Here is a 13084-nt window from a genome sequence, read left to right on the forward strand (position 1 = left end):
ATGGCGCATGTCGAAATTGAGGGCATCAGCAAGCGATTCGGCGCCACGGCCGCCCTGTCGGACGTCTCGCTGTCAGTGCAGGCGGGTGAGGTGCACGGGTTGCTGGGTGAGAACGGTGCCGGAAAGTCGACGCTGATGAAGGTCCTGTCGGGCATCGTCGAACCCGACCGGGGCCGGGTGATGGTCGCGGGCCGTCCGCTGCAGTTGGGCTCGCCGGCAGCATCGCGTGAGATCGGCCTGGCGATGGCCTACCAGGAACTGAGCGCACCGCCGAACATCACCGTTGCCACCAAATTGTGCCTGCCCAATCTGCCGACGCGGTTCGGGATGGTGTCCCAACGCGCGTTGATCGACACGGCAACCGAACGCCTCGAAGAGTGGGAGGCCTCGCACATCTCACCGCTGGCACTCATCAGTGAGTTGAGCCTCGCTGCCCGCCAGGAGGTGGAAATCATTGCTGCACTGTCGACTTCGCCGGCGCTGCTGGTGCTCGACGAACCCACCGCAGCCCTACCCGATCCGGCCTGGCTGTTCCGTCAGATCAGTCGAATCACCGGCCGGGGTGCGGCTGTCATCTACATCAGCCACAAACTCACCGAGATCACCGAGATCTGTGACACCGGGACCGTACTGCGCAACGGCCGAACCGTCGCCGTGTTCACCAAAGGTGAACTGTCCGAGGATCAACTCGTCGAGCAGATGATCGGCCGATCGTTCAACCATGCGTTCCCCGACAAGCCGTGCGAGCGCACCGGTGAGGTCGTGCTGGACGTGTCCGATCTCAGTGCCGGAACCAGACTCGATGGTGTCTCGCTACAAGTGCGCGCCGGTGAGATCGTGGGCGTCGCAGGACTGGAAGGCCAGGGCCAGCGAGAGTTGTTCTACGCACTGGCCGGCGAGATGCAGGCGCGACGCGGATCTGTCTCCGTGACATCAGGTTCCGGGAATGTGGACTTCGCCCTGGTACCCGAGGAACGCAAGAGCGAGGCCTTGTTCTTGCAGATGCGGTCGGACTTCAATCTCACGTTACCGCTGACCTCGAAGTTCTCCCGGGCCGCGGTGTTGTCCCGACGACGCGAGCAGCAACTGGCCGGTCAGGTGGCGCGCGAGGTCAATTTGCCGCAGCCCATGCTGGCTCGGCGCATCGCCGACCTGTCCGGAGGCAACCAGCAGAAGGTGGTGTTCGGGCGAGCGATCGCGCAGGCACCGAAGTGCCTGCTGCTGTTCGATCCCACCCGCGGTGTCGACGCCGCGACGAAACTGGAGATCTACAAGATGACACGAGACTTCGCGGCCAAAGGACATGCCGTACTGGTTTATTCGACAGAGATCCCGGAGTTGGTCGGGCTGTGTGACCGGGTATGCGCGGTGTACGGCGGCAGGATCGTGGCCGAACACGCGGGTGACGACCTCACCGAGAGTTCCGTGATGCGCAGCATCCTCGGACGTGGTGCCGAGGTGGCACGATGAGCATCGTCGAGACCCTGACGCGGCGCAGTGTGGCCACCAACCGCGAAACGCTGATCGCGGCAATGGTTTTCGCGGTCTGCTACGGGGCGGTCCTGTTCGTCACACCCTTCGAACGAAACAGCTACGCCTTCAACAATTTTGTGGTGCTGATGGCACCACTGGCGATCGCCGCGGTGGGCACCACACTGGTCCTGATCACCGGTGGTTTCGATCTGTCGGTCGCGGGCACCATCAGCTTGGCCAATGTCATCGCTGCCACCACCATGGCCGACCATCCAGACGCCATCTGGCTGATCATCCTCGGCGTCATCGCGGTGGGCCTGCTCGTGGGGCTGATCAACGGACTGCTGGTGGTGCGGGCAGGGTTGCAATCGCTGGCCGTGACCCTGGGCACCTTCATCGTGCTGACCGGTATCGCTCTGGTGGTGTTACCGGCCCCCGGGGGTGAGGTGCCCGAGTCCTTCGCGCTCGCGCTCACCGATCCTCTCGGACCCGTGCCGGTGGCGTCGATTGTCCTGCTCGCACTCGCCGCGGCCTGGTGGGTCTTCAGCACATCGCCGGTCGGTGTCGCGGCGTTCGCCCTCGGAGCAGATCGTCAGGCCGCCCGGATGTCGGGCGTACCGACGGGGCGGGTGGAGATCGTGTGTTACACCCTGGCCGGCGGACTCTACGCGGGCGCCGGTCTCTACCTGACCGCGATCACCGCGTCCGGAGACCCCAACTCAGGGCGCCCGTTCCTGCTCACGTGCTTTGCGGCCATGGCCGTCGGCCTGGTCGGATTCCGAGGTGGATCGGGCAGCGCAGTGGCCGCGATGCTCGGGGCCGGCAGCCTGATCGCCTTGCCCAAGCTGCTCTTCGCCGCCGGGGTCGAAGACTTCTGGTCGGGGGCGTTGCAGGGCACCGTGATCCTGCTCGCACTGGCCATCCCCCTGGTCACCATGCGGGTGGCCACCAAGCGCGCTTCCGCCGGCGTCCTGGAAGGACTGACACGATGACGTCTGGAATCACTGAATCCGCGGCGTCGTCCGCCGAACTCGGCACCGGCACGACGGCCCGTGCGCCGCGCCGGCAGTGGTGGCGCAGCCAGGTGGTGGTGGTGTGGGCCCTGCTTCTGCTGTGCCTGCCACTGTCGCGCCTGGCCAACGAGAATTTTCCATCGATGTCCTTGGTGGTCAACGTTGTCATCCTCGGTGTGTTTCTCGCCGTCGTTGCGTTCGGCCAGGGACTGGTGGTGCTCACCGGCGGTATCGACCTCTCAGTGGCCTCCGCGGTGGCCCTGGGCGCCTTTCTCACGGGTTCGTTGTGGGGGGCCGGCCTGCCGGTGCCGGCCGCGGTGCTGATCGCCGTCGTTGCGTGTGCAGCTGTGGGTGCCGTCAACGGGCTGATCATCAGCACATTCGGATTCCCGGCCTTCATCGTCACGCTCGCGGTGGGCACCATCCTGGGGTCGGTGTTGCTCGGTGTGGCCCAGGGCGCCCCGGCGCAGCGTTCGCCAGAGATGCTGTCGGCGTTGTTCCGTCAGGACACGACGGTCATCGGAGTACCTGTCGCGGTGTGGCTGTTCATCGTGGTGGCCCTGGCCGGTCTGTTCATCCAGCACAAGACCACCCTGGGGTTGCGCGCCTACGCCCTGGGCAACAGCGTCGCGGCGGCCCGGAACGCGCGGGTCGACGTGGGGCGTACCACCGTGGCGGTGTACGCGGTCGCCGGTGGGGCGTACGGGCTGGCAGGCGTGATGTTGCTCGGCTACGCCTCGGGGGCCGACCTCAATGTGGGCGAACCGTGGCTGCTGCCCAGCATCGCGGCCGTCGTCGTGGGCGGTGCGTCCATCCGCGGTGGCTCGGGAAGTTACGGCGGCACTCTGGCCGGTGTGCTGCTGCTGACACTGCTCGGCATCGACATCAGTGCGACGGGTCTGGCCGAGGGATACAAGCAGATCGTGTACGGCGCCGTCATCGTTGTGGCTCTGTTGGGCTCCCGCCTGGCGGGTAGGCGGGACTGACGTGGCCACGCGAGTTCGAGATGATGGGGAAGGAACCAGCATGATCAAGCGCACATTCGTCAGATGCGCGGCCGCGACGATGGCGGCGGTGACGGCGCTGGCGTTGGCCTCCTGCGCCGACCCCGACGCCGGCCGGGACAAGATCTTCCTCGATCTGTCCTACAGCGGTAACAATTGGCAGGACGAAGCCGCCAATCTGGCGCTGGCAGTGGTTGATTCGCCGGAGTACGCCGGCAAGTACGTGGTCAAGAAGCAGATTTCGGGCACTGATATCGCCAAGCAGATCTCCGACCTGCAGTCGATGATCGCCGCCCAGGCCAAACTGGTGGTGCTGTATCCGCTGTCGCCGACGGCATTGAATCCGACGATCAGGCAGGGTTGTGAGCGTGGCGTGACCTTCATCGCCTACGACGCGACCGTGCGTGAACCCTGCGCCTACAACGTCGCATTCATCACCGGAGCCAAGGCCGACGATCCGCGTGCGGCCTTCTTCGGAGCCCAGACGGCCGAAGCGCTGGTCGAGATGCTGGGCGGTGAGGGCAAGATCTTCATGAACCGGGGAGTTGCGGGGACGTCGACGGATCAGGTGCACTACGACACCGCCAAGGCGGTCTTCGATCGACACCCGGGTATCACCGTGGTCTCCGAGTATTACGGCAAGTGGGACTCGGCGGTGAGCCAGCAGGAGACCGCCAAGGCACTGGCCGCCCATCCCGACGTCGACGGGGTCTGGTCGCAGGATGGGGAAGTGGGTGTCATCAAGGCGTTGCAGGCCGTCGGCAAACAGGTGCCGGTGACCGGTGAGAACGGCAACTACTTCCGCAAGATGCTCAGCCAGGGCTGGCCGGGAGTGTCCTCGGGGTCACCGCCGGCCCAGGCCGGCGTGGCGATGCGCATCGGCTTGCGAATCCTGGAGGAGGGCCCGGACTCGGTGCCGCACAACATCGAGATGCCGCTGCCGTGGGTGACCACCGAGACCGCGAAGCCCTGTCCCGGAGTCGAATTCGTCGACGGCTGTAATTTCTTCCCGAACGAGTCCGACACGTTCGTCACCGAGATCTTCCAGAAGGATCTGCTTCCGCAGAGTTCACTCGAAGCGGCCAAGACCGGGCAACCGATGACGGGACTGACACCGTTGGGTGATGTCTCGGCCTTTGCCCAGCCCGAATGGAGGCGCAGCTACACCCGCGGCGATTGTGACAGCGGCTGGCGTGAAGGCGATGTCACTGAAGTGCAAGAGCCGTCCGGGCTGCCCGGGTGCGTTCAGGAACAGCAATGACGGCAGGAGAGGACACCACCGTGACCACCATCGACATCAACGCCGACATCGCCGAGAGCTTCGGCCGGTGGAGCCTCGGTGAGGATCGTGAACTGGTCCGGCTCGTCACCACCGTCAACGTCGCGTGCGGGTGGCATGCCGGTGATCCATCGACCATGAACCGTGCGGTGGAAATGGCGGTCGAGGCCGGAGTGAACATCGGCGCGCATCCCGGCTTCCCCGACTTGCTGGGCTTCGGGCGCAGGCCGATCGTCATCGACGACACCGACGCCGTCGACTATGTGCTCTACCAGGTCGGTGCGCTGATGGGGATCGCCAGTCGCTTCGGGGTGACGCTGAGCCACGTCAAACCGCACGGCGCGTTCTACGGTTCGATCGTCACCAGCGCAGAGCGGGCAGTGGCCATCGGCGAGGCGTTGCAGGGCTTGCAGAAGGGCATTCCGCTGTTGCTGGCGCCCGGCCCCGGCACCGACGCATTGCGTATCGCAGGGTTGCCGGTGATCGCCGACAACGCTGCCGACCTGGATTTCAGCGAGGAAGGCCGCAACATCATCGAGCCTCGACCCGGGCCAAGGGATCCGGAAGTCGTTGCGCAGCAAGCGCTTCGCATGGCACGCGGAACGGTGCTCACCGTGTCCGGGCGCGAGATTCCGATGCCGGTTCAAACGGTGTGTGTACACGGCGACCGGCCGAACGTGGTGGCCGTTGCCACCGCGATCCGTCGGGTGTTGGCCGAGAACGACATTGACGTGCGCTCCGCATTCGAGGACCGGCAATGAGCGATCTGCCTGACGGATCACGGTTGAGCTTCGGTGGTGAAGAGTTCGTCTTCGTCGAACTCACCGAACACATGTCATTGTCGGGCGCGTTGCGGATTCAGGCGATCACCGATGCCCTGGCTGACCTCGCGATCGACGGTATCGTCGACATCTGCCCGTCGAATGCCAGTTACATGGTGCGGGTGGACCCCGACCTGTGCGACCCGCGATCGTTGCGCGAACCGATTCTCGAGCTACACCGCAGTCTGGGTGACACGACGGATGTCGTGCTCAACACCGAGATCCTCGAGGTTCCGATCTTCTACAACGATCCGTGGAGTACCGAGACGCTGATGCGTTTCCGTGACCGGCACCAATCCGCCACCGAAACGGATCTCGAATACATCAGTCGGATCAATGGTTTCGGCTCGACGGACGATTTCATCGCCGCGCACTCGGGAAATCCGTTCATCGTCACCTTCATGTGCTTCGTGCCGGGCAACGCGGAGTCCATGCAGTTGGTGCCGGATGACATGCAATTGCAGGCCCCCAAGTACGTCCGCCCACGTACCGACACCCCGGAACGCGCCCTCGGACATGGCGGTGCATTCGCCACCATCTACCCGGCCCGCGGTGCGGGCGGCTACCAGTTGCTGGGGCGCGCGGCTACACCGGTGTTCGACTTGGCGCAGAAGCTACCCGATTTCGTCGACGATCCGGTGCTCGCCAAAGCGGGAATGATCGTCAAGTATCGGCCCATCGGGCCGGAAGAGTACGACGCGATCCGCGCGGACGTGGAGGAAGGCACCTATCGCTACCGGCGGACACCGGTGGAATTCGCCCTCGCCCACTTCTTCGACGATCCGCTGTCCTACAACGGCTCCCTGCTCGATGAGCTGGCACATGCTTGAGGTTGTCGCCCCCGGCCTGCAGACGCTGGTCCAAGACCAGGGCCGTAAGGGTTATTTCGCCATCGGCCTGCCTCCGTCAGGACCCATGGACTACTTCTCTCATCACGTGGCCAACGCTCTGGTGGGCAATGATCCGGGAGCGGCCACCCTGGAATCGGTGTTCACCGGTCCGGCACTGCATTTCCGCCGGGACACCGTTGTTGCGGTGACCGGTGCTGAAGTGGACCTGCGGGTCGATGACGCACCGATGCCCACGTGGACGACGCTTCCAGTGCGGGCGGGCCAGACACTCACCGTCGGTCCGACACTGAACGGCACCCGCAGTTACATCGCCGTGCGCGGTGGCATCGGCACGCCGAAGGTGATGGGAAGCAGATCCACCTACCTGCCGTCCGGTATCGGTGGAGTGGACGGACGCGAGCTGCGCGCTGGTGACGTGCTCAGGTGTGCCGACGAGTACGGCCCTCACCCGCGCCTCGGGTATTCGGTGGACCCGGCCGCCCGCCCGGCACTGGCCGATCACCAGGAGATCCGTGTTGTCCTGGGGTTGTGCAGGTACCGGTTCACCGACATCAGTGTCGAGAAGATGTTGTCAACGGATTTCACCATCGGTACCGAGGCAAACCGCGTCGGATACCGGCTCAGCGGAACGCCTTTGGAGTTCGTCGAGCGCGAGGCACCATTCGGGGCAGGCGATGATCCCAGCAATGTCGTCGATCTCGGTTATCCGGTGGGGTCGATCCAGGTCCCCAGCGGGCAGGAACTGATCTGCCTCTTACGAGACGGAGTCACCGGCGGTGGGTACGCCACCATAGGAACGGTCATCGGTGTCGATATCGACGTCCTGGCGCAGATGCAGGCACCCAACACCGTGCGCCTGGTCGAGGTCGACATCGACGCCGCAGTCGCTGCCCGCCGGCTCCGCGACTCCACCATCGCCTCTGTGTATCAGTCCGCACAGCTCACCTGACCCAGCGACACAACACCTAGGAGAAACGTGACCGCGAAGACCCAACACATGGCGAACGCCTTCGACGGGTCCGATTTCGACCACCTGGACCGCGCTGCCCAGCAGCTCATCCGCCGACGGGAGGCGGTACTGGCGCCCAGCTACCGGTTGTTCTACCGGCATCCGGTGGTGGCGGCCCGTGGCGCAGGGGTGTTCCTCTACGACGAAGACGGCAAAGAATATCTGGACGCGTACAACAACGTGCCGGCTGTCGGACACAGCCACCCGCACGTGCGGCGCTTGGTCGATGCGCAACTCGGGGTCCTCAACACTCACACCCGCTACCTGACCGAACCCGTGATCGCCTACTCCGAACGGCTTCTCGCGCTTTTTCCCGACCCGCTGTCGAAAGTGGTCTACACCTGCACCGGCAGTGAGGCGGTGGATCTGGCCCTGCGGATCGCCCGTTACGAGACCGGGGCGCAGGGCATCATCTGCACATCACACGCATACCACGGCACCACGAGCGCGGCCGCGGAGATCTCTCCCAGTTTGGGCCCCAACAACCGCATCGGTGATCACGTTGCCCTGGTGGCCGCCCCCGACACACAGCGAGACGATCCCGCGACGGTGGCCCAGGCATTCGCTGACCGGGTGCGCACCGCGATCGTCCAATTGCACTCCCGCGGCGTCGGATTCGCTGGGATGATCGTGGACTCCATCCTGTCCAGCGATGGAGTGCAGTCCGACCCCGCCGGGCTTCTGGCGCCTGCGCAACGCGCAGTCCGGGAGGCGGGCGGATTGTGGATCGCCGATGAAGTGCAGCCGGGCTTCGGTCGCCTCGGCTCAGTGTGGTGGGGATTCGAGCGCCACGGTCTGGAACCCGACCTGGTGGTACTCGGTAAACCGATGGGCAACGGCGTCCCGATCGGCGCCGTGGTGGGCCGCGACGAGGTGATGAGTCGATTCGGCCGCGACATCCGCTATTTCAACACTTTCGGCGGTAACCCGGTGAGTATCGCCGCAGCCACGGCGGTACTGGACGTCATCGACGATGAAGACCTGCTCGCCAACGTGCAGCGCTCGGGCCGGCGTCTGCTGGAGGGCCTCGGAGAACTCGCGGGCCGGTACCCGGGTATCGGCGGTGTTCGAGGCGCCGGTCTGTTCACCGCGGTGGAGTTCGTCGATGGCGGCGCACCCGATTCCGCGACAGCCGCATGGGTTGTCAACGAACTGCGTGAGCGTCGCATTCTGATCAGCGCGTCAGGTCCGCACGAGAACGTACTCAAGATCCGCCCGCCGCTGCCGTTCACCACCGCGCACGCCGACCGGCTGTTGGTCGAACTCGACGACGTGCTGTCACAGGCAGCGCGGTAGGCCGCCCGCGGGGCAACAGGTGTCAGGCCAGGGCCTGGGCGTGTCGCTCGGAGCGGCGGATCGCCCAGACCACGACCACCAGTGCCGCGGCTGTCAACGGGTAGCCCATGGCAATTCGGGCGAAGGCCAGCCAGCCGGTGGCGTCCGCGTCGTAGAGCCAGTTCTGCACCACGAACCGGGACGCGAACACGGCCGCCAGGACCAGCGTGGCGATGTCGTAGCCCAGCCGGGACGGGCCGTGAGCGCGCCACCCCTGACCATGACCGCTCAGTGCGCCCCAGATGACACCGACCAGCGGCCGGCGCGCCACGATGGATACCAGGAACACCACCATGAGTGCGAAGCTCATCCAGATGCCCACCAGGAAATAGTCTTTCGCGGAACCTGTCTGGTAGGCGATGAAGGCAGCGAGCGCGACGCCGAGCAACCCTGACAGGGCAGGCTGTAACGGCTCCTTGCGCACCAGCCGCAGCAGCGCTGTGGCGGCGCCGGCGCCCACGGCCAACGCGACCGCAACGTGCAGTCCGGCCACCGCGTCCGCAGCGACGAAAACCAGGCTCGGGACACTGGCGTAGATCAGGCCGGACACGCCGCCCATCTGTTGCAGCAGTGTCGGTTTCGGCTGACTGTCCTCGATGTTCATACGCGCCCTCCCAGCTGCTTGCCGAGGAATCGGGCCATGGCGCGCCGCTCGATCACGTTCTCCGGGTTGACATCTCGGGCACGCAACGTATTGACCAGGTTGTCGGATTCGGCGTGGACCACGTGCGCGTCATCGGCGCCCTGGATCACCAGCAGCGGTGTGCGGATCTGGTCCACTTTCGTGATGGGGGAGATCACCGCTCCGGTGCGGGTGGGCGGGTTGAAGAGATCTTCGCCGGGTATGTGCGGGGGCAGGTTCATGGAAGTCCTAACTGGTCGGGGGCAGGGTTAACCCCGCCGGCGAGGTCGTGCTCTCTCGCCGGATCGTGGTCAGTGTGTGATGGGCTTGTGCTGTCGGTTGTCTGGTCAGATTTCGACGGGTCCGCCGAGCCTGCCGTTGGTGGCGTCGCGGATGGCCCGGTCGACCAGGTCCAGTGCCTCTTGCTGGGACACCTTCTCCTTGTTGACGATGACCCGGCGGCCGACGTCTTCGTCCACGACGCGGAAGGCGCCCGTGACCGCGGCCGCGCACAGCCGGGCGGTGAGGTGGTCTTCGGGCAGCTTCAACCGCTGGGCGATCACGGGAACGAAGGCTCGCTCCATTTCGTCGTGCACCATCAGGTAGGCGGTACGCAGCGCGGGTTCCTCCGGGGACATCACCGCGATGCGCAACGCGCTGACTTCATCGGCCAGTTCCTGCGGTGTCAACGGGTGGTCGGCCATGTTGGCGGCCATGTGTTCGGCAAGCGACAACTGCGGGGGCCAAAGCTGTGCCAATGTGATGAAGCGTTGCGCCGACAGTGCCAGCACGGGCTCGACGCAGCTTTCTTTCGAACGGAAGTAGCGCCAGATGGTGCGGGTGGAAAGTCCCGCGGCGGCAGCGATGTCGTCGCCGCTCGTGGCCGAAACCCCACGTTCCCAGAACAGTGCGCAGGCATGCCGCGACACTTCCAGCCGTGCCTGCGCCTGCCGGTCGCTGGTAGAGATGACGATGCCTCCTCCCTGTCACTTGATGACAACCACACTGTGTCACTAAGTGACACCGAGGTCAAGGGAGATCCGACTTGGGTGTGCCGGCCGGGGGCGGTCGCCGACGACGCCGTACGGTTTTGTCCATGGGTGATTTCACGCGGGTCGTCAGCGTCGGCCGCGATGTCAACGCACCGGCCGCAGCCATATTCGACCTGATCGCCGATCCCGCGCGGCAACCGGAGTGGGACGCCAACGACAACCTCGACGAGGCCGCCCCGGGGCAACGGGTCACTGCCACCGGGGACGTCTTCGTCACGACCATCACCACGGGCGCCCAACGGCACAACCACGTGGTGGAGTTCGAGGAAGGCCGGCGGATCGCGTGGCAGCCCTCAGAGCCGGACAGCCCGCCGCCGGGGCATCTGTGGCGATGGGAGTTGGAACCGCTCAGCGACCAGAGCACCCGGGTCACCCACACCTATGACTGGTCGAGGCTGACCGACGAGGCGCGCATGGAACGAGCCCGCGCCACCACCGGCGACAAGCTCAAGGGGTCGCTCGATCGGCTCGCGGAGGTCGCCGAGCGGTTGTAGACGGCCTATTCGACCACGAAGACCGGGATCAACCGGTCGGTCTTGGTCTGGTATTCGGCGTAGGGCGGGTAGGCCTCGACGGCCAGCGCCCACCAGTGCTCACGCTCGGCGCCCTCGATCTCCCGCGCGGTTCCGCTGGTCACTTTGTCACCGTCCTGGACCGTGACCGACGGGTTGGCCTTGACGTTCCAGTACCAGGACGGGTGCGCGGGGTCGCCGCCCTTGGAAGCCACCATGGCGTAGCGGCCGTTCTCCTCGACTCGCATCAGCGGCACGTAACGCTGCTTACCGGACTTTGCGCCGGTGGTGGTGAACAGCACGATGGGCCGGTCCAGCACCTCGACGCCGTCGGTGGTGCCCTGCTCCAGAATGCGTTTGGTCTGCTCGCGGACCCAGTCGGTGGGGCTCAGTTCAGCTTTGTCAGTCACGCGGTGCCCAACAACGGCGACGACGGTTTTATTCCCCGCGGCAGCGGTGGGCGTCACACCGCTGACCGCAGAACCCGAAGGCCGGACGGCGTACCGGAGCCGATCGCCAGGGCCGTTGCCGATCCGTGCTCAGACGGGAGGACGAGGGTGTCACCCGGTTCGCCGTACTCCCCCCGGCAGTCGGCGCCCAGGCACCGGCCGGTGGCGGGGTCGATGCCGCCGTCGAACATGTCGTTGATCCAGCCGGCCATGAGCAACTGCACTGCCGACGGGTTCTGGCGCTGCGGAATGCCCGCGACGAGGTAAGCGGCGGCCTGGATCAGCGGGTTGCCGCCGAGCATGCCGTCCATGTGGACGCCACCGTTGATGACGACGCCATTGAACTTCCCGGGCCGCGCCTCCGAGAGTTGATCGTTGACCGCGCTGAGCGCGTTCAGGAAGTTCTGCGGAGCGCCGATCTCATAGACCGGCACGTAGTCGGCGGGGTCGCCGTTGTGGCTGTATTCCAACCTCGCCAAGCGGTCCATCGCGTCCGGCAGGATCGGGACGAACGGGACGGCGTCGAGCAACACCACCCCGGCCAGGTGGTTGGCCGTGTCCTCGTCGTTCCGGCCGTCTGCCCTGCGAGCCGCCAGGGCTTCGGCGTAGTGGCCGGCGACGCCGGGGGCGAACCCGCCGCCCAGCGAATGACCCACGATCACAACGTCTTTCGGAACAGTCAGGATCGGCGCGCCGACCTCGAGCGCTGCGCTGGCCAGGCTCGCGGCCAGTGCTGCGCGGTCATCGTCGAGGAACAGCTGCGCCACCGCCTGGTGCATCGTGTCGCCGCCCAGCCACATACCGCCGTCGGCGAACGGGTTGGAGGTGACAGTGGTGGCCACGACGACGCTGTTGGTGCGCTCGGCGAGATAGGCCGCGGTGTAGCTGTACATCGGGGCGGTGGCCAGAATGCCGTGCTGCAGGTAGATGAGGCGCTCTGGCTGCGCGCCCTGGGTAGGGAAGTACCAGTCGGCATCCAGTTCGTCACCGGGTGTGAGCGCCAGGGTGGAGCTACTGACCCGGACCGAATCCCGCAAAGACGGTGGCACCACCGGCGCACCGTCGGCCGCCTGCACCACCGCGCCCAGAACGTTGAAGACTGCCGACCCGACGGTGCGGACCAGCGGCGGGTAGTCGGGCTGAAAGGGGCCCAGGATGTCAGCGACGACGGGGATGGTCGGCACCGACGCAGGGTCGCCGACGCCGGGGACGGGGGCAGTGGGCTGGTGGTTCCGTACCGGGTCGGCTTCCGCGGCCGGCCGACGGGAGGTCTTGGCTTTCACCTTGCCGTCGCGGGAAGCGGTTGCCTCCGAGTTCTTCTCGCGATGCGCGCGGGTCGGGTTCGGAGTATCCCGAGGCTCTCTTGTGTCATTGCGCTGTGTTGTGTCACTGCGCTGACCTGTGTCGCCGCGTCGGGCGGTGCGGCGTTCCGGATCCCTTCCTCGGTCCGCCTCCGGTGCGTCGGCAGCGCCGTCGCGGGTGTGTTCCGGTGCGGAGACGTTCGCGGTGCCGGCGTCTGCGCCGACCCCGGTGTCCGCGGTCGCCGCGCCCGCGCCGGTCAGGAGGGCCGCGGACACTCCCGCGGTCAGCACACCGGCACCCCACCACACCGAGGTCTGCGCCATGAGTCCCCCCTTTGACCGCCTCACCCGCGGGGATGATGC

General features: G+C 66.0%; 13 protein-coding genes and 1 pseudogene. 9 read left to right on the plus strand and 5 right to left on the minus strand.

Translation table 11 applies throughout. The features are described from left to right. The 8 genes from AC3A6P_RS06975 to AC3A6P_RS07010 are packed head-to-tail and all read left to right on the plus strand — an operon-like array spanning position 1 to position 8746. Positions 1-1470 carry a sugar ABC transporter ATP-binding protein gene (locus AC3A6P_RS06975; protein ID WP_487690049.1) on the plus strand — a complete coding sequence of 490 codons (1470 nt, stop codon included), beginning with the start codon at positions 1-3 and terminating at the stop codon, positions 1468-1470. After that, positions 1467-2465 carry an ABC transporter permease gene (locus AC3A6P_RS06980; RefSeq protein ID WP_487690051.1) on the plus strand — a complete coding sequence of 333 codons (999 nt, stop codon included), beginning with the start codon at positions 1467-1469 and terminating at the stop codon, positions 2463-2465. Before AC3A6P_RS06975 ends, AC3A6P_RS06980 begins: the two co-directional genes overlap by 4 nt. Then, positions 2462-3472 carry an ABC transporter permease gene (locus tag AC3A6P_RS06985; protein WP_487690053.1) on the plus strand — a complete coding sequence of 337 codons (1011 nt, stop codon included), beginning with the start codon at positions 2462-2464 and terminating at the stop codon, positions 3470-3472. The genes AC3A6P_RS06980 and AC3A6P_RS06985 overlap by 4 nt, the downstream gene beginning before the upstream one ends. Before the next feature lie 40 nt (positions 3473-3512). Beyond that, a complete protein-coding gene (locus tag AC3A6P_RS06990; protein WP_487690056.1) occupies positions 3513-4751 on the plus strand; it encodes a sugar ABC transporter substrate-binding protein in 1239 nt (412 codons plus the stop codon). Then, positions 4748-5530, plus strand: a complete 783-nt coding sequence (locus tag AC3A6P_RS06995) for a 5-oxoprolinase subunit PxpA (protein WP_487690058.1) — start codon at positions 4748-4750, stop codon at positions 5528-5530. Before AC3A6P_RS06990 ends, AC3A6P_RS06995 begins: the two co-directional genes overlap by 4 nt. Further along, the gene (locus tag AC3A6P_RS07000) at positions 5527-6420 is read left to right on the plus strand and encodes a 5-oxoprolinase subunit B family protein (protein ID WP_487690061.1); all 894 of its coding nucleotides are present in this window, start codon (positions 5527-5529) and stop codon (positions 6418-6420) included. The genes AC3A6P_RS06995 and AC3A6P_RS07000 overlap by 4 nt, the downstream gene beginning before the upstream one ends. Then, positions 6413-7390 (plus strand): 5-oxoprolinase subunit C family protein, encoded by a 978-nt coding sequence (locus AC3A6P_RS07005; RefSeq protein WP_487690064.1) that lies wholly within the window; start codon positions 6413-6415, stop codon positions 7388-7390. Before AC3A6P_RS07000 ends, AC3A6P_RS07005 begins: the two co-directional genes overlap by 8 nt. 48 nt (positions 7391-7438) lie before the next feature. Next, on the plus strand, positions 7439-8746 hold the full coding sequence (locus tag AC3A6P_RS07010) for an aspartate aminotransferase family protein (RefSeq protein WP_487690596.1): 1308 nt from the start codon (positions 7439-7441) through the stop codon (positions 8744-8746). A gap of 22 nt (positions 8747-8768) precedes the next feature. Here the strand turns inward: AC3A6P_RS07010 and AC3A6P_RS07015 are convergent, their stop codons facing one another. The 3 genes and pseudogenes from AC3A6P_RS07015 to AC3A6P_RS07025 form a co-directional block, all read right to left on the minus strand. Continuing rightward, positions 8769-9389 (minus strand): DUF3159 domain-containing protein, encoded by a 621-nt coding sequence (locus AC3A6P_RS07015; RefSeq protein WP_487690066.1) that lies wholly within the window; start codon positions 9387-9389, stop codon positions 8769-8771. Next, positions 9386-9580, minus strand: a pseudogene (locus tag AC3A6P_RS07020) (alpha/beta hydrolase family protein); the annotation flags it as partial. The pseudogene AC3A6P_RS07020 and the gene AC3A6P_RS07015, both read right to left, overlap by 4 nt. A gap of 174 nt (positions 9581-9754) precedes the next feature. Beyond that, complete coding sequence (locus AC3A6P_RS07025) at positions 9755-10336, minus strand: TetR/AcrR family transcriptional regulator (RefSeq protein ID WP_487690069.1); 582 nt, start codon at positions 10334-10336, stop codon at positions 9755-9757. 167 nt (positions 10337-10503) lie between these two features. Here AC3A6P_RS07025 and AC3A6P_RS07030 point away from each other — a divergent pair, with 167 nt between their 5' ends. Beyond that, complete coding sequence (locus AC3A6P_RS07030; protein ID WP_487690072.1) at positions 10504-10953, plus strand: SRPBCC family protein; 450 nt, start codon at positions 10504-10506, stop codon at positions 10951-10953. A 5-nt stretch (positions 10954-10958) separates the two neighbouring features. On the opposite strand, the gene AC3A6P_RS07035 is transcribed toward AC3A6P_RS07030, so the two are convergent. After that, positions 10959-11381 (minus strand): nitroreductase family deazaflavin-dependent oxidoreductase, encoded by a 423-nt coding sequence (locus AC3A6P_RS07035; protein WP_487690075.1) that lies wholly within the window; start codon positions 11379-11381, stop codon positions 10959-10961. A gap of 53 nt (positions 11382-11434) precedes the next feature. Continuing rightward, positions 11435-13045 carry an alpha/beta hydrolase gene (locus AC3A6P_RS07040; protein ID WP_487690077.1) on the minus strand — a complete coding sequence of 537 codons (1611 nt, stop codon included), beginning with the start codon at positions 13043-13045 and terminating at the stop codon, positions 11435-11437. Positions 13046-13084: the final 39 nt, after the last annotated feature.

This window comes from Mycobacterium sp. Soil_C_30, assembly GCF_057656995.1.

Excerpts from the sequence above, each read along its gene's own strand:
- AC3A6P_RS06990 (WP_487690056.1), top strand. The coding sequence starts at position 3,513 with ATGATCAAGCGCACATTCGTCAGATGCGCGGCCGCGACGATGGCGGCG.
- AC3A6P_RS07040 (WP_487690077.1), bottom strand. The coding sequence starts at position 13,045 with ATGGCGCAGACCTCGGTGTGGTGGGGTGCCGGTGTGCTGACCGCGGGA.
- AC3A6P_RS06985 (WP_487690053.1), top strand. The coding sequence starts at position 2,462 with ATGACGTCTGGAATCACTGAATCCGCGGCGTCGTCCGCCGAACTCGGC.
- AC3A6P_RS07000 (WP_487690061.1), top strand. The coding sequence starts at position 5,527 with ATGAGCGATCTGCCTGACGGATCACGGTTGAGCTTCGGTGGTGAAGAG.
- AC3A6P_RS06995 (WP_487690058.1), top strand. The coding sequence starts at position 4,748 with ATGACGGCAGGAGAGGACACCACCGTGACCACCATCGACATCAACGCC.
- AC3A6P_RS07030 (WP_487690072.1), top strand. The coding sequence starts at position 10,504 with ATGGGTGATTTCACGCGGGTCGTCAGCGTCGGCCGCGATGTCAACGCA.
- AC3A6P_RS06975 (WP_487690049.1), top strand. The coding sequence starts at position 1 with ATGGCGCATGTCGAAATTGAGGGCATCAGCAAGCGATTCGGCGCCACG.
- AC3A6P_RS07015 (WP_487690066.1), bottom strand. The coding sequence starts at position 9,389 with ATGAACATCGAGGACAGTCAGCCGAAACCGACACTGCTGCAACAGATG.
- AC3A6P_RS07005 (WP_487690064.1), top strand. The coding sequence starts at position 6,413 with ATGCTTGAGGTTGTCGCCCCCGGCCTGCAGACGCTGGTCCAAGACCAG.
- AC3A6P_RS07010 (WP_487690596.1), top strand. The coding sequence starts at position 7,439 with ATGGCGAACGCCTTCGACGGGTCCGATTTCGACCACCTGGACCGCGCT.
- AC3A6P_RS06980 (WP_487690051.1), top strand. The coding sequence starts at position 1,467 with ATGAGCATCGTCGAGACCCTGACGCGGCGCAGTGTGGCCACCAACCGC.